Origin of the sequence: Telluria sp. B2, assembly GCF_051789535.1 — a bacterium.
GTDB lineage: Bacteria > Pseudomonadota > Gammaproteobacteria > Burkholderiales > Burkholderiaceae_D > Telluria.
Genome location: NZ_CP196525.1, coordinates 2,033,408 through 2,053,715 on the forward strand (window position 1 = coordinate 2,033,408; position 20,308 = coordinate 2,053,715).

Consider the following 20,308-nt stretch of genomic DNA (forward strand, 5'->3'; position numbering starts at 1 on the left):
TCTACGTACCTGCCTGATGCTGCAACGCGCGAATCTGGCTATGATCCCTGCTGTTCAAACGCGCTGGCCTTGGTCCGCCGGCACGGCTGCCGGCTGCTCGGCGCGCCTTGCCCACTTCTGCGCCAGCACTGCACACACCATCAACTGAATCTGGTGAAACAGCATCACCGGCAGGATGATCATCCCCAGCGCCGAAGGCGCGAACAGCACCTTGGCCATCGGCACGCCGGTGGCCAGGCTCTTTTTCGAGCCGCAGAACACGATGGTGATCTCGTCCTCTTTCGAGAAGCCCAGGCGCCGGCTGGTCCAGGTGGCCAGGCCCAGGGCGATGGCCAGCATCAGGCAGCTCACGCCGATCAGCGCGACCAGTGTCCAGCCCGAGATGTGCTGCCACAGGCCTTCGGTGACGGACTCCGAGAAGGCGGTGTAGACCACCAGCAGGATCGAGCCCTGGTCGACGTAGCGCAGCACCGGCTTGTGGCGGTCGATGAAGGCGCCGATCCAGGGGCGCAGCAACTGGCCGGCGAGGAAGGGCAGCAGCAGTTGTTCGACGATCGTCAGCACTTGCGACCAGCCCGAGCCGGCGCCGGAGGCATCGGCGTCGCTGACGATCAGCGCGCCGACCAGCATGGGCGTGAGGAAGATGCCGAGGAAGTTCGAGGCCGAGGCGCTGCAGACGGCTGCCGCCACGTTTCCGCGCGCCATGGCGGTGAAGGCGATTGAGGATTGCACGGTCGAGGGCAGCACGCACAGGAACAGGATGCCGAGGTAGAGGTCCGGCGTGAGCAGGGTCAGCGCAACAGGCTTGAGGACCAGGCCCATCAGCGGGAACATGACGAAGGTCGAGGCCAGCACCAGCAGGTGCAGGCGCCAGTGCATCAGGCCGGCGACGATGGCTTCGCGCGAGAGCTTGGCGCCGTGCAGGAAGAACAGCAGGCCGATGGCGACCGTGGTGACGTGGCCCAGCGCGACGGCGGCTTCGCCGCTGGCGGGCAGGAAGCTTGCGAGCACGACCATGCCCATGAGCGCCACGGTGTAGGCGTCGAGCGCGAGCTTGTGCGCGATGGTGGAGAGGAGGGTGGTCAAGCGTCCCATGTCGTTCCTTCGAAATCCCAGCCCGGCGGGGCAATCCTCCATTCTAGCCAGAATGCACCAGTTTGCGTGCCGGTCAACACGCTTCATGCAGCCTGTATGGACGGCGAAAAACCTTTTTCCGGCCCCGGCGACGGGCTATACTCGCCGCTTGTTTCAACTCATCCGGGGTCCTACCTTGTTCAAATCCATCGTCCTGCCCGCCGCCCTGTTGGGCGTTGCGGCCCATGCCGTCGCCGACGAAGGCCAGTGGCAACCGCACCAGCTGCCGCAGCTGAAATCCGAACTGAAACGCATCGGCATCACGATGCCGGCCGAGAAGCTGGCCGACCTGTCGAAGCATCCGATGAGCGCGATCGTCTCGCTGGGCGGCTGCTCGGCGTCCTTCGTTTCGCCCGAGGGCCTGGTGGTCACCAACCACCACTGCGCCTACGGCGCCATCCAGCGCAATGCGACCCCGGAAAAGAACTACATCGTCGACGGCTTCCTGGCCAAAACCCGCGCCGAGGAACTGCCGGGCGGCCCGAACACCCTGGTCTATGTGACCGAGAAGGTCGAGAACGTCACCGATCGCGTCCTGAAAGGCCTGGGTGGCAGCATGACCGGCCGCGAGCGCAGCGAAGCGATTGCCTCGCGCATCAAGGCCCTGATCGCCGAGTGCGAGAGCGACAAGGCCTACCGCTGCTCGGTGCCGGCCTTCCACCGCGGCCTCGAGTACTACCGCATCAAGCAGCTGATGATCCGCGACGTGCGCCTGGTGTACGCGCCGTCGGACAAGATCGGCAACTTCGGCGGCGACATCGACAACTACGAGTGGCCGCGCCAGACCGGCGACTACAGCTTCCTGCGCGCCTACGTCGGACCCGACGGTCGTCCGGCCGATCCCTCGCCGAACAACGTGCCGTATAAATCGAAGGACTTCCTGGTCGTATCAAGCGAAGGCCTGAAGAACGGCGATCCGATCCTGCTGGCCGGCTACCCGGGCCGCACCAGCCGCTACAAGCTGCCGTCGGAGATCCGCTTCGCCCGCGACGTCGACTATCCGGCCAAGGTCGCCACCATCACCGCCGACCTGGACGTGATCGCGGCCGCCACGAAGGGCAACGCCGCCTGGGACGTGCGCTACGCCAGCGTGGCCAAGAGCCTGAACAACGTGCTCAAGAAGACCCAGGGCCTGCTCGACGGCTTCGCCCGCAAGGACATCGCCGCCATCAAGGACGTGCAGGACGCCGAGTTCCGCGCCTGGTACGGCAAGAACGGAAGTGCGGGCAGCGCGGGCAACCTGCTGGCCGACCTGGACGCCGTGATCGCGTCGGACATGGCGCTCTCGCGCGAGGAAGCCGCCTATCTCGAAGCGACCCACAGCGACCTGCTCAAGAGCGCGCGCACCCTGTACCGCCTGGCCCAGGAACGCCAGAAGCCGGACGCCCAGCGCGACGCCGGCTACCAGGAACGCGACCTGTCCTTCATCAAGGCGCGCCTGACCCGCCTCGAGCAGTCCTTCGTGCCTGCCGTCGACCAGGCCCGCTGGGCCGCGGCATTGCAACGTTATGCGAAGCTCGACCAGAAGCTGCGTCCGCAGGGCCTGGACGCCCTGGTGCCGAACGCCGCCAACCTGGACGCCTTCTACAAGGGCACCGAACTGGCCGATACCGCCAGGCGCCTGGCCTGGATGAACGCGGACGTGGAGGCCTTCCGCAAGTCCAACGATCCTTTCATCCAGCTGGCCGTGCGCCTGAACGAAGTCGCCGGCTCGCTCGAGAATCGTCGCAAGGACATCGACGGCAACCTGGACCGCACCATCCCGCAATACATGTCCGCCGTCATCGCATGGAAGAAGTCGCAGGGTAAACCGGTCTACCCGGACGCCAACTCGACCCTGCGCGTCACCTACGGCACCGTCTCGCCGTACTCGCCGCGCGACGGCCTGGTCAAGGGCCCGTTCACCACGGTCGAAGGCATCGTCGAGAAGGAAACCGACAAGGATCCCTTCCTGGTCCCGGCCGCGCTGAAGAAGGCGGTGCTGGAAAAGCGCTACGGTGTGTTCAAGGACCCGGTGCTGAATACCGTGCCGGTCAACTTCCTGTCGAGCGCCGACACCACCGGCGGCAACTCGGGTTCGGCCGTGATGAACAAGCGCGGCGAGCTGGTCGGCCTGAACTTCGACTCGACCTATGAGTCGATCACCAAGGACTGGTACTTCGACACGGCCATCACGCGCGCCATCCACGTCGACATCCGCTACATGCTGTGGGTGATGAAGGAAGTCGACGGGGCCGACAACCTGCTCAAGGAAATGACGATCAAGTACCCGAAAAAGTAAGCGAAGAAATAATCGGACCTGATCAGTCGAAGAACCGCGGCCGGAGCGATCCGGCCGCGGTTTTTCATATGTAGGGTGGGCGCCCCGTGGCCACCTTGTTCGTTATCGTCTCCGATATCGTGCCAAATGATCCCGCCGCAAACTATCACCCGTGGGCACGGGGCGTGTTCAGCACAGAGACATAGGTAACACTTGTCTAGAGACATAGGTAACACCTTTTATGATCATTGCACAGCTAACAAGTGGAGTGTGCGATGCCTTGGAAGGAAAGTTCCCGTATGTCCTCTCGTCTTGAATTTGCCATGCTGGCGGATGCGTCTGACAGCAACATGACAGCGCTTTGCCAGTCTTTCGGCGTCAGCCGAAAGACTGGCTACAAGTGGCTCGATTTGTATCGGAAGCACGGCCCAGAAGGGCTGCAAGAGCGCTCACGCCGTCCTCTGTCGTCGCCCAAGCGATGCGGTGCCGAGTTGGAGGCGGCAGTGCTGGCCCTGCACGACAAGTATCCCTGCTGGGGTGCCCGCAAGCTCAAAGCACTGCTCCCCGAGACCGCGGGCAAACCGCATCCAAACACCATTGCTGCCATTTTGAGACGGCATGGGCGCCAACTAGTGCCTCATGTCAGCCAGACCAAGCCTGCCAAGGGACGCTTCGAACACGAGGAACCGAACAGCTTGTGGCAGATGGATTTCAAAGGCCATTTTGCCTTGACCAATGCAGCGGCCGGCCGCTGCCATCCGTTGACAGTACTGGATGATCACTCCCGCTTTTCGCTGTGTCTGGCTGCGTGCTCGGGCGAAGACGGCCCGCAGGCAAAGGCTGTGCTTACAAGGACGTTTCAAAAATATGGACTGCCGCAGCGCATTACCTGCGACAACGGTGCGCCTTGGGGAACAGCCGGGCATAAATCCATCTCGCGGCTCGAGGTGTGGCTGGTACGCCTGGGTATCCGCGTCAGCCATAGCAGTCCGCACCATCCGCAAACGCAGGGCAAGGACGAGCGGTTTCATCGAACGCTCAAGCGCGAACTCCTGGAGCGCTACGGTTATGGCTCGCTTGCCGCGTGCCAGGAGGCCTTCGATGCCTGGCGCGACCAATACAACCTGATTCGTCCCCACGAGGCACTGGGACAAAAAGCTCCCGCCACCCGCTACCAGCCCAGTGCGCGCAGTTTTCCATCCCACCTGCCGCCGATCGAATATGACGACGGCGACATCGTGCGTACCGTACAGCGGCACGGCCAGATCAATTTCAAGGGCCGCAGTTACTTTGTGGGTGAAGGTTTGTACCAAGAGCCTGTGGCAATCAGAGCGACGGATCAGGACGGCGTCTTCAACGTCATCTTCTGCCACCAACAGGTTGCACAGATCGACCTCACCAGCAGCTAAAATAGCACCACGCAGTGTTACCCATGTCTCTAGACAGGTGTTACCTATGTCCCTGTGCTAAACAGGGCGCCCACCCTACGGGTTACGCGGCCGCCGTGGCTCGAAACCGGATCTCGAACCGCGTCTCGCCTTGCCCCGTCGAAGCGAGGGAATAGGCGAACCCGTGCCGCATCAACACCTCGCGCACGAACATCAGGCCGATGCCCTGGCCGCCCTGCTTGGTGCTGAAGAAGGGCGTGAACAGCTGGCGCGGCGGCACCTCGCCAAGCAGGTCGGCCGAGTCGAGCACTGCCAGCACCACCTCGCCGCCATTGGCTTCCAGCGACAGCTCGACATGGCCACCTGCCGCGCCGGCCGCCTGGCGCGCCGCCACCGCCTCGATTGCGTTCTTGACCACGTTGAGCAGGGCCTGTTCCATCAGCTGCGCATCCATCGCCACCGCCGGCACCGCCTCGCAACGGCGCCAGCCGAGCCGGATGCCGCGGCTGGCGCACTGTTCGCGGTTGAGCCAGAAGATGTCGTCGACCATGTCCCTGATGTTCGCCGGGCGCAGCTCCGGCGCCGGCATCTTGACCACGCGTGTGAAGCGGTCGATGAATTCGCCCAGGCTGACGTTGCGCCGCTTGACCGCCTCGATCGCCGTGGCGAAGTCGGCGCCGTCCTGGGCGGCGAGCTGGCCGCGGTAGAACAGCAGGGAATCGAGCACCGAGCGGGTGGCCGCCACCGTGTTGTTGACCTCGTGGGCCAGCACCCGCACCAGTCGGGCGTAGGTGGCGCGCTCGGAATCCTCGAGCTCCATCGTCAGTTCTTCGACCATCAGGAAGTGGCGCGCGAAGCCGCGGTCGTAGAACTGGCCGCGCTGGGCGCGGTAGCGGCGCCCGGCGGTGTCGGTCAGCAGGCGGCTGTCGCCCTGGGGCAGGGCGTCGAGCTGGGCGATCAGGTCGAGGCTGCGCTCGCGCGCGCGCTCGTCCAGACCCCGTGCCAGCGGCGCCTCGCCCGCGAGCCAGGCACGCAGCGGCCGGCCCTGGGGATCTTCGATCCCGAGCAGCGCCAGGGCGCTGGCATTGACCAGGCTGATCGCGCCGTCGAAGTCGAAGACCAGCACCGCGCTCGGCGTGGCTTCCAGCAGGCGGTCGAGGAAGCCCTGCTGCTCGCCGGCGGCCAGGCGCTCGCGGTGCAGGGCGGCCAGCATGGTGTTGAACATGGCGACCAGTTCCTCGAGCTCGCCGGAGCGTGGGGCGGCCAGGCGGTTGGCGTAGTGCTGGTCCTGCAGCAGGTCGTGGAAGCGGCGCGTATAGCCCAGCGGTTCCAGGGCCTGGCGCAGCAGGACGAAGCCGACCGCCAGGCTGGCCAGCAGCAGCGCCTCGGCGGTCACGAACAGCAGCGGCCGTTCGATCAGGAGCAGGGCCGCGGCGCCGAACAGCAGCAGGTGCAGGACGAGCAGGTAGGCGCCCAGGCGCAGGCGCAGGTTCATTCGGCCTCGCCGCTGCCGGGTTCGGCCAGGCCGTGCCGTTCCAGGCGGCGGTACAGGGCGCTGCGCGACAGGCCCAGCGTCCTGGCCACGCGCGTGATGTTGCCGCCATGCTGGTCCAGCGCCTGTTCGATCATGTGGCGCTCGACCTGCTCGAGCGTCATGCCGTCCACGCCCAAGCGTGGGGCATTCGTTCCTTCGTCATGCTGGCCGGCGGCGAAGTCGGCCCCCGTCAGCTGGGCCTTGCCGGCCAGGAGCAGGGTGCGTTCGAGCGTCTGCCTGAGCTGGCGGATGTTGCCCGGCCAGGGCTGGGCCGACAGCCATTCGAGCGCGCCGCCCGTCAGGCTGACCTCACCCAGGCCGTAGCTGTCGGCCACCGTGGCGGCGATGTGGCGCGCCAGCAGCGGAATGTCGCTGCGCCGTTCGCGCAGCGGCGGCAGGCGGATCGTGATCAGGTTCAGTCGGTAGAACAGGTCTTCGCGGAATTCGCCGGCGGCCACCAGTTCGGCCAGCTCGCGGTTGGTGGCCGACACCACGCGGATATCGGCCTGCTCGCTGCGGCTGGCGCCGACCGGCTGGTAGCGCTGGTCCTGCAGCACGCGCAGCAGCTTGACCTGGTCGCCGCGGTTCAGCTCCCCGATCTCGTCGAGGAACAGGGTGCCGCCGTCGGCGCTGGCGACATGGCCCTTGCGATCGCTGCGCGCGTCGGTGAAGGCGCCGCGCACGTGGCCGAACATCTCGCTCTCGAACAGGGTCGGCGTGATCGCGCCCATGTTGATCTTGACGATGGGCTGGTCTGCGCGCGGGCTGTTGCGGTGGATGGCGTCGGCCACCAGCTCCTTGCCGGTGCCGCTCTCGCCGAGGATCAGCACCGGGGCGCGGGTGCGCGCGACCTGGCCTATCGTGGCGAGCACCCGCAGCAGCTTCGGGTGCTCGCCGACGATGCCGCCGAAGTCGAACTGGCTGTCGAGCGACTTGCGCGTCGGGCCGCCGCCTGGTGCGCCGGCCAGTTCCAGCGTGGCGCGCACCAGTTCCACCAGCTGGGCATTGTCCCAGGGCTTGGTGAAGAAATTGGCGGCGCCGGCCTTGATGCCGCTGACCGCCAGCGCAATCGACCCCCAGGCGGTCATCAGGAGCACCGGCAGGGCGGGGTGGCGCTGGCGGATCTCGGCCAGCAGCGCCAGCCCTTCGGCGCCGCTGGTCTGCAGCGAGAAGTTCATGTCCTGCAGGACCAGGTCGAAGGATTCGCCCGCCAGCAGCGCCAGTGCTTGTTGCGGGCCGTTGCAGCAGGCGGTGTCGAAGCCGGATTGCTTGAGCAGCAGGGCCAGCGAAACCTGGACCGCGCCATCGTCGTCGACGACCAGGACGCGCGGAATGCGTGTTGCTTCCATCGTGGATGTGTCTCTCTTCTTGCTGTTCTTCTTGTCGCTTCGTGCTACTCGTAGTGCAGCGCTTCGGTCGGGCTCAGGCGGCTGGCGCGCCAGCCCGGGTACAGGGCGCACAGCAAGGATAGCAGATAGATGACCAGCATCGACAGTGCCGAGGCCGCCGCAAAGACCGTCCAGTTCAGGCTTTCGCCGAGCACGCCGGTGAGCGGCAGCTGCACCAGCAGGACCAGGCCGAGCACGATGGCGATGGAACTGAGCATGAACTGTTCGAGCACGATCTGGCGGTAGATCTGGCCGGCGCTGGCGCCGATCGCGCGGCGCAGGCCGATCTCGGGAATGCGGGCGGTGGTGTTCTGCCACAGGGCGCCGAACAGGCCGAAGGCCACCATCACCAGCATGAAGGCGGCGATCACGCCGACCACGACCAGTGGCGTGGCCTGCGTGTGGAGCATGGTCTTGCGCGTCGTGGAGAGCGGCGCGATCTGGTAGGACCAGTCGTTGCGGATCAGTTTCAGGCGCCGGCTCAGGCGCGTTTCGAAGTCGCGCTGGGTGCCGGGTTTCACCTTCAGCAGGATGGTGCGCGCGTCGCTGCCGTTCTTGCCGGCTTCGAAGCGGGTAAAGGCGAAATTCACGGGCACGTCCAGCTCGCCCTTGGCACGGAACTCCTCGACCACGCCGACCACGCGGTAGCTTGCTGCCGGCTTGGCGCCTTCGCCGTCGATGAACTGCTGGCCGACCGCGCGCTCGCCGGGGAACATGGCCTCGGCCATGCGGCGGTTGATCACCACCGCGCGCGCCGCACCGCCGTTGTCGAGATCCGAGAACCAGCGCCCCTCGCTCAGTTTCAGGCCGAGCACATTTGCCAGGCCGTCGTCGGCCTCGATCAGCTCGGTGTCCACGTCCCCGGCCTTGCTGTCGCGCCGCATGTCCGAGCTGATGGTGGACATGGAGTAGGGCGCGAAGCTGGCAAAGCCGACCGCTTTCACTTCCGGCAGCTCGAGCAGGCCGCGCCGGAAGCTGTCGTAGACGCCGGCGCCGAAGCGTTCCTTGCCGTCGTCGCCGGCCTGGATCGTCACCGACCAGGCGTCCGCGCTCTCGAAGCCGAGCGGCATGCGGTACAGCTGCCAGTAGCGCACCGCGAAGGCGGCCACGGCGAACACGATGGCAAAGGCGATCAGGATTTCGAGGCTCAGCATCAGGTTCCTGGACTTGCGCTTCCAGGTCAGTTTCAACAGGTGGCGGAACATCAGACGGCTCCCTTCAGGGCGTGGACGGGGTCTAGGCGCGACATCTTCCAGGCGGGCAGCACGCCGGAGATGAGGCCGAAGACGGTGGCGATCAGCATGCCCCAGCCGAAGACGGCCAGGTTCAGGTCGACCTTCAGGTAGGAGATCAACTGCACGCTCTCCAGCCAGGCCAGCACGCCGGCGGTGGCTGCCAGCGCGATCAGGCCGCCGGCCAGGCACAGCAGCACGTTCTCGACCACCAACTGGACCGCGAGCTGGGTACTGGTGGCGCCGAAGGCCTTGCGCACGCCGATCTCGGCCCGGCGTTCCATGATGCGGCCCGTGTTCAGGTTGACCAGGTTCAGGGCCGGCAGCAGCATGAAGAGCACCATCCCCACCGCGATCACGGCCAGCAGCGTGCCGGCGCCGGAGTCGGCCACCTCGTCGCTGCCGATCGTCAGGCGCGCGAACAGGTCGAGCTTGCTGTCGGCCCAGAAGCGGATCCGCGTCCATTCCTTCGGGTCGTCGTGCACCACGCCTTTCGCGATCTGCTCGACCTGGCTGCGGATACGCGGCAGGTCGGCCGCGCGCTCGGCCAGGATCAGCGCGACGAACATGCCCGTCAGCTGGTTGCGGTAGTCGGACGAAGCGAAGGTACTGATCGGCGCCCAGATGTCGGCGAAGGCGTTCAGGTGCATCGCGTCCTCCACCACGCCGACGACCTCGAAGTGCTGGCCGCCGACGTCGATGCGCTGGCCGATCGCCGCGCCTGGCTCGCCCGGGAACAGGCGGCGCGCGGTCGTGGCATTGAGCACCGCGATCATGCGTCCCGCAGCATCGTCGCCGGCGTTCGGCAGGCGCCCCGCCAGCAGGCGGAAGTCCAGCACTTGCCAGTAGTCGGCGTCGGCGCGGCGCATCTGCATTTCGCTCACGCGTTCGCCCTGGTACACCGAGACCCCGCTGGGCAGGGTCACGGCGGCGACGCGCTCGACGCCGGGCATGGGCTTCAGGTACTTGTCGATCAGCTTGTAGCCGAGCGGCGTATTGCTGCGGCGCCCGGCTTCCGGGTTATCCATGCGCATCATGAACACCTGCAGGAAGCGCTCGCTCTTGCCCTCGACGCCGGACGGACGGAAGGCGGTTTCCAGCAGCGAGGCGACCACCATCAGCACGACCAGGGTGAGCACGATGCACAGCAGGTTGATCGCCGTGAACAGCTTGCGGCGCATGAACACCTTCCATGCGGTGAGAAGATAATTGCGGAGCATGGCCTCTCCTTACGCGACCAGCTGGCCGTCGAACACGCGCACGATGCGGCTGGTGCGGCGCGCCTCCTGCTCGTCGTGGGTGACCATGACCACCGTCGTGCCTTCCTCGTTCAGCTTGAGCAGGATGTCCATCACTTCCGCGCCCATCTTGCTGTCGAGGTTGCCGGTCGGCTCGTCGGCCAGCAGGACCTGGGGCTGGCCGACGATGGCGCGGGCGATCGCCACGCGCTGCTGCTGGCCGCCCGAGAGCTGGTTCGGGAAGTGGTCCATGCGTGCACCCAGGCCCACCTTTTCCAGGGCTTCCTTCGCCAGCCGGCGCCGCTCGCCGGCCGCCATGCTGCGGTAGAGCAGGGGCAGCTCGACGTTGTCGATCACGCGCAGGTCGGGGATCAGGTGGAAGCTCTGGAAGATGAAGCCGAAGGTGGCGTTGCGCAGCTTCGCCACCTGCCTGTCGCGGTAGCGCGTGATCGGGATGCCCTCGACCTCGATGCTGCCCTGGCCCGGGCGGTCGAGCAGGCCGATGAGGTTCAGCAGGGTGCTCTTGCCGCAGCCGCTGGGGCCCATCATGGCGACGAATTCGCCTTTTTTCACGTGCAGGTCGACGTCCTTCACGGCCAGGGTTTCCACCTTGTCGGTGCGGTAGGTCTTGCTGACCTTGTTCAGTCTGATCATGGTTTTCCCTTTGTTATATTCGTTAGTCGTTGATGCGGATGCTGTCCAGGTCCTTGAAGGCGCGGGTGTTCGAGACGATGAAGCGCTCGCCCGGGCGTGCGCCCGACACCACCTCGACCAGCTTGCCGTCGCTGCTGCCCAGCTGCAGGGTGGTCTTGCGCGCCACGCCGTCCAGCACGGCGAAGGCCGGCTGGCTCCCGCTGCCGTTGAAGGCTTCGCCGGCGTCGAGCACCAGGGCGCCGTTCTTCTGGTCGGTGACGATGTTGACGTCGACCCGCATCTTGTTGCGCAGCAGAGGGTGATGCGGCTGGTCCAGGTCGATCAGCAGCTTGACGGTGCCGTTCTGGATCTCGGGCAGGATGGTGTGCACGCGCCCGGCGAGCCGCTCGCCGTTCTGCTCGACGCGAACATGCTGGCCGGGCGCCAGCAGGCGCGCATGGAAGTCCGAGAGGGTCGCCTCGACGCGGTAGTTGTTCAGTTCCGACACGCGCGCCAGCAGCTGGCCGGCCGCCACGCTGGCGCCTTCCTCCTGCACCAGCGAGGTCAGCATGCCGGAGAACGGCGCGGTAACCTTCGCCTGGGCCAGCAGGCGTTCCTGCTGGGCGATCTGCTTTTTCAGGATCTCCTTCTGCAGGTTGGCCGCATCGACGCTGCCAGCGGTGGCGCGGCGGCTGTCGGCGATCTGCTCGCGCTGCTGGCGCAGCTGGATCTCGGTGCGCTTCACGTTCAGTTCCGCCCCCAGCAGGTCTTCGCCCGACACCAGGCCGCTCTGGCGCAGCTTCTGGTTGCGCTCGTGGCGGGCGCGCGCCGACAGCAGGTCGAGTTCGAGCAGTTCGATGGCGCTGGCGAGCTGCTTGTGTTTCTGTTCCAGTTCCACCTTCAGCAGGGCGATGCGGTTTTCCTGCTGCGCCAGCTGCTCCTGCAGGGCGTCGAGCGCGAGGCGGATCTCGCGGTCGTCCAGTTCCAGCAGCAGCTCGCCGGCCTTGACCTGCTGGCCCGGCTTGGCGTGCACCCTGGACACGCGGCTGACGACCGGGCTGGCTACGACTTCCTCGTGCACGGGAATGACGACGCCGGCGGCATTGACGGTGTTGGCGACGTCGCCGCGGCGCACCGTCGAGACGACGATGTCGGCGGCGTCGACGCTGGGCCGCAGCACGCGGTTGACGCCCCAGCAGGCGGCCACGAAACCGGCGAACAGGAGAACGCCGGCAAGGATGCGGATGCGCCGGCGGCGGAGGAGGAAAGCGGGGTCGAGAGCCTGGTCCATGATGCGTGCTTGATTGTTGTCGTTCTCCTTATTGCAAGGGCCGTGCCAGCCCGCTTTGCCCCGTACGGCGGGCGTGCAAGGCCATGGACCTGCCCGGCTGCGAACAATGGTGTCCGGATCCGGACGGTTCGGCTTGCGCATTCCGGCGCCAGCTCGCATAATCGCCTGCTGACCTGCGGCGCAGCCTGCACGCGCAATGCAGCACCGAATGCATCCATGGTCCCGTCCGCGCACGGTCCCCGCCTTCCATCGAATCGCCCGCATGAACGAAACACTCGCCGTCCTCGGTTTCAGCACCACGCCCCTCGAACTGATCTCGTTTGCCCTGGCGGTGACGACCGTGCTGCTCAACGTCCGCCAGAACCACTGGGCCTGGCTGTTCTCGATCGCCTCGTCCGCGACCTATGCCGTGGTGTTCTTCGACGCGCGCCTGTACGGCGACAGCGGCCTGCAGCTGGTGTTCATCGCGGCCTCGATCTGGGGCTGGACCCAGTGGCTGCGCGGCGCCGGGGAGACCCGCCTGGTGGTCACGCGGCTCGACAGGGCGGGCTGGGCCTGGGCCATCGCGGGCTGGGGCGCGGCCTTCTTCCTGCTGTCCTGGTTCCTGAAGAACTACACGAATACCGACGTGCCGCACATGGACGGCTTCCTCACCGCCGGCAGCCTGGTCGGACAGCTCCTGCTGGCGCGCAAGAAGGTCGAGAACTGGACCGTGTGGATCGTGGTCGACGTGCTCTACGTGGGCCTCTACCTGTTCAAGGACCTGCATGTGACGGCCGTGCTGTACGCCGTGTTCGTGCTGCTGGCGGCGCGCGGGCTGCGCGCCTGGAGCAACATCGCGCGGGTGGCGCGATGAGCGCGCGTGTGATGGACACGGTCCTGCGCATCGCCGTCCTCGGCGCCGAGTCGAGCGGCAAGTCGACCCTGTGCGAGGCGCTGGCCCAGCGTTACGGCACCATCTGGGTGCCGGAATACCTGCGCGAATTCGTCGACACGATGGGACGCGTGCCTTTTGAAAGCGACCAGTTCGGCATCGCGCGCACCCAGCGCGAGCGCGAGGAAGCCGCCGCCGCGCGCGCGAAGCGCTACCTGTTCTGCGACACCACGCCGCTGATGACGGCCTTGTACAGCCGCGTCTACTGGGGCAGGGTGGATGCGCAACTGGCGGAACTGGCGCGCAGCCACGACTACGCGCTGACCCTGGTCACCGCGACCGATACCCCGTGGACGCCGGACGGATTGCAGCGCGAATCGGAAGAGGTGCGCGAGATGGTGCACCGGATGGTGCTGGCCGAGCTGAACGAGAGGGGCATTCCCTTCGTGCTGATAGAAGGGGACCTGCCGCAGCGGCTGCGGCAGGTGGAGCGAGCGCTGGAAGCGCTCTAAGAGCGCCTAACAAAATCGCCATGGCTGCGTTGCAGCGCCTCGCCGTACTCTCGTACTGTCTTCGGCGCTGCGCCTTGCCCTGACGGTCTTGTTAGGCGCTCTAAGTCAGAAGTCGAACTAGAAGTCGAACTGCGCGGACACGCGGAAGGTGCGCGGCGCGCCCGGCAGCAGGTAGCCGCCCAGTTGCTGGGTGACGTCGCGCCAGTAGAACTTGTCGAACAGGTTGTCGACGCGTGCACGCAGGGTCACGTTCGTGCTCCCCATCTTCATGCCGTAGGCCGCGCCCAGGCCGAACACGTGGTAGCCCGGCACGTAGACCGTGTTCTCCGGATCGAAGGATTTCTTGCCGGCGTACTGCCACTGGCCGCTGACTTTCAGGCCCGGCACCGCGGGCACCGCGTAGTCGGCCCACAGCGTGGTCTTCAGTTCTGGCACGTTGGTGACGCGCTTGCCGTCGTAGCGCGCGTCGCCCGTGCCTTCCTGCTTCGCGCGCAGCGCCATCAGGGTGGCGCCGTAGGTCAGGGCGCCGCTGGTGCGCTGGGCCGCCAGCTCGAAGCCGCGGTGCTTCTGGTCGCCATTGCGGACAAAGGTGTTCGCTTCGTTCACGTATTCCAGGCCGGTGCTGATCTGGAACAGCGCCGCAGTGACCGCCACGTCGCCGAAGCGGCCCTTGGTGCCGAGTTCGAACTGCTTCGAGCGGTTCGGGCCCAGGTCCTGGTTCTGGTTGGTCGTTTCCATTTCGGCGACGCCGCCCGACTGCAGGCCGTGGGCGACGGTGCCGTACACGTTCCAGCTCGGCGTCACACTGTAGACCAGCGAAACGCTCGGCAGCAGGTAATCGTCCTTGCTCGAGGTCGGCCCCAGTTCGAGTTCAGGCGTCTGGGTGCTGGCTATCTTCGTGTAGCGCAAGCCCGCGTGCAGGGTCAGGTCCGGCGTCAGGGTCACGATGTCCTGCACGAAGAGCGAACGCTCGCGCTCGGTGAAGCGTTCCGAGACCGGGCCGGTGGTCGGGTTGCCCGGCGCCGGGTCGACGACCAGGTTGTTGTAGATGTTGCTGTAGCCGGCGTAGTCGTAGACGTAGTCGCCGTAGCTGTTGTGGCGCTCGGCGTAGCCGAGGCCGGCGGTGAACACGTGGCGCAGGCCCCCTAGCGCGAAGCGGCCCTGGACCTGGGCCTGGACGCCGAACGGGGTCTTGCGCTCGCCCACGCTCTGGTAGTCGTACACGTCGTAGTCGCCGTTCGAGCAGTAGCCCGGGTAGAAACCTTCGCCCTCGTTGCTGCAGCCGTAAGGGAAGGCCGTGTAGTCGTCGCGCTTGAACCAGTGCTTGTTGGCGGTGACCGTGGCGCGCCAGTCGGCGTTCAGGCGGTAGTCGAAACGCAGGCCGAAATTGGCGCTGTCGGTGTCGACCGGTTTGGTCCAGGGCTGGGCGTTGAGCAGGGTCTTGGCCGAGACGCCGCGCGGCAGTTCGACGCCGCGAATGAGCTGGTAGCCGGGGGCGGTGATCTGTTCCTTGTGCTGGAAATCGGCATCGAGCTGCAACAGCGCGTCGGGGCTGATCTGCCAGTCGAAGGCGCCGGACACGAACTGGCGCTTGCCGTCCGCGCCTTCCACGTAGGAGCGCAGGCGTTCGGCGGCGGCATTCACGCGGTAGCCGAAGCGCTTGTCCTCGAAGCGGCCGCCCAGGTCGACGGCGCCGTACAGCGTGCCGCGCTCGCGCGCTTCCACGGTCACCGAACGCAACGGGGTGTCGGTCGGGCGCTTGGTAACAAAGTTCAGGATGCCGCCCGGCGCCGCCAGGCCCGCCTGCATGCCGGCCACGCCCTTCAGCAGTTCCAGGCGTTCCTTGTTCTCCAGCGGGATTTGCGTATCCGCGGGAATGGCGATGCCGTCCTTGCGGTAGCCCGAGTTATTGTTCAGCATGAAGCCGCGCACCGAGAACTGCTCGGCGTAGCCGACCGCGTTGTAGGCGTCGCCGACCGAGGCGTCGTAGGCCAGCGCGTCGGTGGCGCTGCGGATAGCCAGGTTCTGCATCTGCTCGCGGCCGAAGGCGCTGATCGAGGCCGGGGTGTCCATGATCGACATCTCGGCGAAGCCGCCGACGCTGGCGCGGTCGCTGACCGTCCACTTGCTGCCGGTGACGACGACCGATGCGATCGGCTGCTCGGTCTGCACGGTCTGTGCCGATGCGGAAGCGCTGAACGCCTGTGCGATGGCGCAGGCGAGGAGGGAATGCTTGAAGACAGGTTTCATTGGTTTGCTCGTTTTCGCACGCCACGTTGTCGATGGCGCACTGCTTTGAAAAAAGCCGGAGCCAACGTGGGGGAAGGGCAAACAAGGGTAGGAACTGCGTTGCGCTTTCCTTCGCTGGCATTATCCAGATCAGGTACGAAGGGTATCTCTCACCCGGAACGCGAATTCCAGGACCCCTAGCGAAGGCGCGAGTGTACCACGGGTTTTTGAGGATGTGGTGGTTCTGTCAATTGACGGGGTTGCCGGCGCTTGACCCGATACCGTCGAGCATCCGGGGTGTCTTAGGGTGGGCTCTTGAGCCCACGCGGTCTCGCCGGTTGAGCAGACGGTGCCATGAGCTGAGTCGGGATGCTTGAGTGTTGTAGGGTGGACACCTGTGTCCACGCGGTCTCAAGGGGTGATCAAACGCGGCGAGGGTTGGATGTCAACACTTGCGTGGAGGGCGTTCTGGTTGCGTTGCGGCTTTCATGGGCACGACCGCGTGGGGGCATTGAGTCCAGTGGCCTCAATGACGAGCCCACCCTACGAAAACCTCAAACTTCCGCCGCTTCGCGCAGCGGCGCCGCATGCTCCCGGTGCGCCCGCGCATGCAGCAGGTGGCGCTGCAGCGTGGCGCGCGCCGAATCGCCGATCGCGCGCCAGTACTCGCGGCGCTGGGCCGCGCGCTTGCGGTGCTTGGATGGCATGTCGGCCAGCGGTTTCAGGTAGAAGGGCAGGGGAATCAGCCAGGTATCGCCGGCCATCTCGGTCCCGCCGAGGATCTTCCAGAAGCCGTCGTAGGCATTCGCGAAGTGCTTGACCTCGAGCGGATCGTAGGCGATGTGGGCGGTGCATTTCACGGCCACCACCTGCTCCACGCCGACCGCCTGGGCCACGCCCTGCATCGCCGCAAAGCAGAAGAAGCTGGGCGAGTTGTTTGGGAAGGCGTTCTCGAAAGCCTCGAAGGCCGGGCCGGAATCGGTCCAGCGCCCCTGGTTGCGCGCGATGAAGGGCACCAGCCCGGCCGGCAGGCCGGCAAGCGCGCCGTCGATCCAGGAGAAGGACAGCCGGTGCAGCACCTTGCCGTCGGCGACCAGGGCGATGGTGAGGTCGCCTTCGGCGTTCATGCGCGAGGCCATCTCCAGGCGGATCAGGAAATGGCTGCCGTTGGCCTCGTGCTGCCACAGGGTCAAGCCGCCGCTGGCGTACACCGCCTGCTTGTAGGCGGCGTCGAAGCTGGTTTCCTCGAAACGGTAGTGCGACAGCACGCATTGCACGCGCTGGCGGCTGCTCAGGCCCTTGACCAGGTAATCGCGGTGGCTCAAGTGGTGGAATACGTCGTCGCTCGCATTGGCGGCGACATAATTGCGCACGACGTCGAGCTGGCACAGCGCGGCGTGGTCGCGCCAGAACAGCAGCACGCGGGCACTGCGCAGGACCGACATCATGCGCGAAGAGAGGGGCAGATGGCCGCGGCGGGCCAGCCAGTGTTTGGTCAGGTGAGCGAAAATCATGGTGGCGCTCCGTTGAAGGCAATGGTTTACGCTATGGTGTCCTACCTGCCCGGCGCTGGCGGTGATATTGCTCAACGGAAACAGATTCTCTGAAGCAATTTTCTCGGCGCTAAGACGACGGTTCGCGACCACGATATGGCTCCTCCAGGTGTGCATATTCTTGCCGAACGCTTCGGTTCGTTTCTTGCCAGAATAACACGAGCGGCGCGCGGTCCCGCCGATTTTTGTCCGATACTGCCGGTTCATCACGGCGGAGGACACCATGGCTTGCGAACTGTACTATTGGCCCGGCATCCAGGGCCGCGGCGAATTCGTCCGGCTGGCGCTGGAGGAGGCGGGCGTCGACTATGTCGACGTGGCGCGCGGACTGAAAGGCATGGAGAAGCTGATGGCGGCGCTGAAGGAAGACGCGCGGCCCGCTTTCGCGCCGCCTTTCCTGCGGGTCGACGGCATGACCATCGGCCAGACGGCCGCGATCCTGATGTTCCTCGGCGAGCGCCACGGCCTGGCGCCAAGCGACCCGGCGGGCCGGATCTGGACCCACCAGCTGCAGCTGACGATTGCCGACCTGGTCGGCGAAGCCCACGAGACCCACCATCCGGTCGGCGCTTCGCTCTACTACGAAGACCAGAAAGCCGAGGCGCTGCGCCGCGCCCGGGAATTCACGGCGCAGCGCATCCCCAAGTTCCTCGGCTACTTCGCGCGCGTGCTGGGGCAGCAGGACTACCTTCTGGGGCCGCAGCTGACCTACGCCGACCTGTCGCTGTTCCAGGTGCTCGAAGGCCTGGACTACGCCTTTCCCAAGGCAACCGGACGGGAGCTGAAACGCCATCCCCAACTCGACGCGCTGAGGCAACGCGTGGCCGTCCGGCCGCGGATCGCTGCCTACCTCGCTTCAGGCAGGCGCATTCCGTTCAACGAGGAAGGGATCTTCCGGCGCTATCCGGAGCTCGATGCGTAAGAGGACTCAGTCCCACTGCGGCGCAAAGTCGGGGCTGACCAGGCGTTCGCCGCGCTCGAGCGCGTCGATGGCCGCGATGTGCGTCGCGTCCAGCGTGATGCGGCCTGATGCCAGGTTGCTCGCGAGGTTGGCGCGCCGGGTCGAGGACGGGATCACGGCATAGCCCTTGTCCAGCAGCCAGGCCAGCGTCACCTGGGCCGGCGTCGCCGCCAGGCGCTCGGCGATGGCCAGGATGACCGGGTCGCTCAGCACCTTGCCGTAGGCGAGCGGCATGTAGGCCGTGACGTGGATGCCGTGCTCGCGCGCAAAGGCGGCCACCGCGCGGTTCTGCAGGTAGGGGTGGAGCTCGACCTGGTTGGTGGCGATGTTCGCTGCGCCGACCGCGTCGATGGCCTCGACCATCAGCGGGATCGTGAAGTTCGAGATTCCGATCGCGCGGGTCAGGCCGCGCTCGCGTGCTTCCATCAGGGCGCGCATCGACTCTGCCACCGGCACCGCCGCGCCGGGCGAGGGCCAGTGGATCAGGGTCAGGTCGACCTGGTCGACGCGCAGCTTGTCCAGGCTCTCTTCCAGGCTGGGGATCAGCGCACCGCCTGACAGGTTCTCGGTCCAGATCTTGGTGGTGACGAAGACCTCGCCGCGCGGCACGCCGCTGTCCGCCAGGGCCTGGCCGACCTCGGCCTCGTTGCCGTAGATCTGGGCGGTGTCGATGTGGCGGTAGCCGAGGTCGAGGGCGTTGGCGACGCTGTCGATGGCCTGCTGGCCCTGCAGGCGGAAGGTGCCTGCGCCGATGTGGGGCATGTTGATTTGTTTGCTCATGTGATGTCCTTTTTGTGTTGAATTAAACGAGTTCCGCTTCACGCTGCGCCTGCGGCCGGGAAGCACGGCTGGCGTCGCGCCGGTCGAGGCGGCCGGCCAGCGTGGTCAAGGCCAGGGCGCCGGCCACGACCGCCGCGCCGATCGGCGGCGTGGCCATCAGGCCGAGGTTCTCGACGATGAGGCCGCCGCCCCAAGCGCCGAGGGCGATGCCGAGATTGAAGGCGGCGATGTTCAGGCCGGATGCCATGTCCAGCGCCTGCGGCGCATCCTTCTCGGCGCGCTGCACCACGTAGAGCTGCAGGCCGGGCACGTTGCCGAAGGCGACCGCGCCCCAGGCCAGCACGGTGGCGACCACCAGCACCGGATGCGGCGCGGTAAAGGTCAGTACGGCGAGCACGGCGGCGAGCAGGGCGAACACGATCTGCAGGGCGCGCACCGGGCCCTTGCGGTCGGCCAGGCGTCCGCCCCAGATATTGCCGGCCGCGACGGACACGCCATACACCAGCATCACCAGGCCGACGCTCGAGGCGGCAAAGCCGGCCACGTCCTGCAGGATCGGGGCGAGATAGGTGAAGGCGACGAAGGAGCCGCCATAGCCGAGCGTGGTGATGGCATACACCAGCAGCAGGCGCGGCTTCTTCAGCACCGCGAACTGGGCCGCGAGGCTGGCCGGCTTGGCGCCGCCGATGTTGCTCGGCACCAGGATGGCGCTGCCGATCATCGCGATCACGCCGAGCAGGGCGACGGCAAGGAAGGTCGACTGCCAGCCGAACTGCTGGCCGATCCAGGTGCCCAGCGGCACGCCGGTCACCAGGGCCACGGTGAGACCCGTGAACATCAGGGCAATTGCCCGCGCCGCCTTTTCCTTCGGCACCAGGCTGGTGGCGATGGTCGAGCCGATCGAGAAGAAGACGCCGTGGGCGAGACCGGTGAGCACGCGCGCAGCCATCAGGGCGGCATAACCGGGCGCGACGGAAGCAACCAGGTTACCGGCGGTGAACAGCAGCATCAGGCCGATCAGCAGGCGCTTGCGCGGCACGCGTGCGGTGAGGGCGGTCAGCACCGGGGCGCCGACGGCGACACCGAGTGCATACAGGCTGACCAGCAGGCCGGCCGAAGGCAAGGAGACGCCGAGGCTGGCGGCGACGTCGGGAATCAGGCCGACGATCACGAATTCCGTCGTTCCGATGGCGAAGGCGCTCAGCGTGAGCGCCCATAGTGCGAGTGGCATGGTAAGAGCCTTCCGTGAAAAGAAAGGCTGCAGTGTGAGCGATTCGCGGCTGCGGAAAAATCCTTTGCCG

General features: G+C 66.4%; 16 protein-coding genes and 1 riboswitch. Of the genes, 5 read left to right on the forward strand and 11 right to left on the reverse strand.

The genetic code is table 11. The features are described 5' to 3' along the window. Positions 1-54: 54 nt before the first annotated feature. Entirely contained in the window at positions 55-1,095 is a 1,041-nt protein-coding gene (locus ACSUZJ_RS09120; RefSeq protein WP_499415359.1) for a bile acid:sodium symporter family protein, read from the reverse strand. A gap of 175 nt (positions 1,096-1,270) precedes the next feature. On the opposite strand from ACSUZJ_RS09120, the gene ACSUZJ_RS09125 reads away from it, so the two are divergent. After that, on the forward strand, positions 1,271-3,415 hold the full coding sequence (locus ACSUZJ_RS09125) for a S46 family peptidase (RefSeq protein ID WP_499415361.1): 2,145 nt from the start codon (positions 1,271-1,273) through the stop codon (positions 3,413-3,415). Positions 3,416-3,669: 254 nt separating this feature from the next. Then, entirely contained in the window at positions 3,670-4,803 is a 1,134-nt protein-coding gene (locus ACSUZJ_RS09130; protein ID WP_499409610.1) for an IS481 family transposase, read from the forward strand. Between the two features lie 82 nt (positions 4,804-4,885). Here the strand turns inward: ACSUZJ_RS09130 and ACSUZJ_RS09135 are convergent, their stop codons facing one another. Genes ACSUZJ_RS09135 through ACSUZJ_RS09160 form a run of 6 tightly spaced genes read right to left on the reverse strand, consistent with a single transcriptional unit; the run spans position 4,886 to position 12,098 of the window. Continuing rightward, positions 4,886-6,277, reverse strand: coding sequence for a sensor histidine kinase (locus ACSUZJ_RS09135; RefSeq protein ID WP_499415363.1), 1,392 nt, complete (start codon positions 6,275-6,277; stop codon positions 4,886-4,888). Further along, positions 6,274-7,665 (reverse strand): sigma-54-dependent transcriptional regulator, encoded by a 1,392-nt coding sequence (locus ACSUZJ_RS09140; protein ID WP_499415365.1) that lies wholly within the window; start codon positions 7,663-7,665, stop codon positions 6,274-6,276. Before ACSUZJ_RS09140 ends, ACSUZJ_RS09135 begins: the two co-directional genes overlap by 4 nt. A 44-nt stretch (positions 7,666-7,709) precedes the next feature. Beyond that, complete coding sequence (locus ACSUZJ_RS09145; RefSeq protein WP_499415367.1) at positions 7,710-8,909, reverse strand: ABC transporter permease; 1,200 nt, start codon at positions 8,907-8,909, stop codon at positions 7,710-7,712. Further along, entirely contained in the window at positions 8,909-10,156 is a 1,248-nt protein-coding gene (locus tag ACSUZJ_RS09150) for an ABC transporter permease (protein WP_499415369.1), read from the reverse strand. The genes ACSUZJ_RS09145 and ACSUZJ_RS09150 overlap by 1 nt, the downstream gene beginning before the upstream one ends. 9 nt (positions 10,157-10,165) lie before the next feature. Then, positions 10,166-10,828: an ABC transporter ATP-binding protein gene (locus tag ACSUZJ_RS09155; RefSeq protein WP_499415371.1), complete on the reverse strand. Its 663-nt coding sequence runs from the start codon at positions 10,826-10,828 to the stop codon at positions 10,166-10,168. Between the two features lie 22 nt (positions 10,829-10,850). After that, a complete protein-coding gene (locus tag ACSUZJ_RS09160) occupies positions 10,851-12,098 on the reverse strand; it encodes an efflux RND transporter periplasmic adaptor subunit (protein WP_499415373.1) in 1,248 nt (415 codons plus the stop codon). Between the two features lie 262 nt (positions 12,099-12,360). Here ACSUZJ_RS09160 and pnuC point away from each other — a divergent pair, with 262 nt between their 5' ends. Beyond that, positions 12,361-12,954: a nicotinamide riboside transporter PnuC gene (pnuC, locus tag ACSUZJ_RS09165; RefSeq protein ID WP_499415375.1), complete on the forward strand. Its 594-nt coding sequence runs from the start codon at positions 12,361-12,363 to the stop codon at positions 12,952-12,954. Between the two features lie 11 nt (positions 12,955-12,965). Continuing rightward, positions 12,966-13,484 carry an AAA family ATPase gene (locus tag ACSUZJ_RS09170; RefSeq protein WP_499416487.1) on the forward strand — a complete coding sequence of 173 codons (519 nt, stop codon included), beginning with the start codon at positions 12,966-12,968 and terminating at the stop codon, positions 13,482-13,484. A 117-nt stretch (positions 13,485-13,601) separates the two neighbouring features. Here ACSUZJ_RS09170 and ACSUZJ_RS09175 read toward each other — a convergent pair whose 3' ends face one another. Together ACSUZJ_RS09175 and ACSUZJ_RS09180 are read right to left on the reverse strand one after the other, a co-directional pair. Continuing rightward, on the reverse strand, positions 13,602-15,734 hold the full coding sequence (locus tag ACSUZJ_RS09175) for a TonB-dependent siderophore receptor (RefSeq protein WP_499415377.1): 2,133 nt from the start codon (positions 15,732-15,734) through the stop codon (positions 13,602-13,604). 89 nt (positions 15,735-15,823) lie between these two features. Further along, positions 15,824-15,922: riboswitch (TPP riboswitch) on the reverse strand. Positions 15,923-16,267: 345 nt separating this feature from the next. Beyond that, positions 16,268-17,227 carry a DUF535 family protein gene (locus tag ACSUZJ_RS09180; protein WP_499415379.1) on the reverse strand — a complete coding sequence of 320 codons (960 nt, stop codon included), beginning with the start codon at positions 17,225-17,227 and terminating at the stop codon, positions 16,268-16,270. A 262-nt stretch (positions 17,228-17,489) separates the two neighbouring features. Between ACSUZJ_RS09180 and ACSUZJ_RS09185 the strand changes: the two genes are divergently transcribed. Continuing rightward, positions 17,490-18,188, forward strand: coding sequence for a glutathione S-transferase (locus ACSUZJ_RS09185; RefSeq protein WP_499415381.1), 699 nt, complete (start codon positions 17,490-17,492; stop codon positions 18,186-18,188). A 6-nt stretch (positions 18,189-18,194) separates the two neighbouring features. On the opposite strand, the gene dkgB is transcribed toward ACSUZJ_RS09185, so the two are convergent. Beyond that, positions 18,195-19,007, reverse strand: coding sequence for a 2,5-didehydrogluconate reductase DkgB (dkgB, locus tag ACSUZJ_RS09190; protein ID WP_499415383.1), 813 nt, complete (start codon positions 19,005-19,007; stop codon positions 18,195-18,197). Positions 19,008-19,029: 22 nt separating this feature from the next. Continuing rightward, positions 19,030-20,238 carry an MFS transporter gene (locus ACSUZJ_RS09195; protein WP_499415385.1) on the reverse strand — a complete coding sequence of 403 codons (1,209 nt, stop codon included), beginning with the start codon at positions 20,236-20,238 and terminating at the stop codon, positions 19,030-19,032. Between the last annotated feature and the right edge of the window lie 70 nt (positions 20,239-20,308).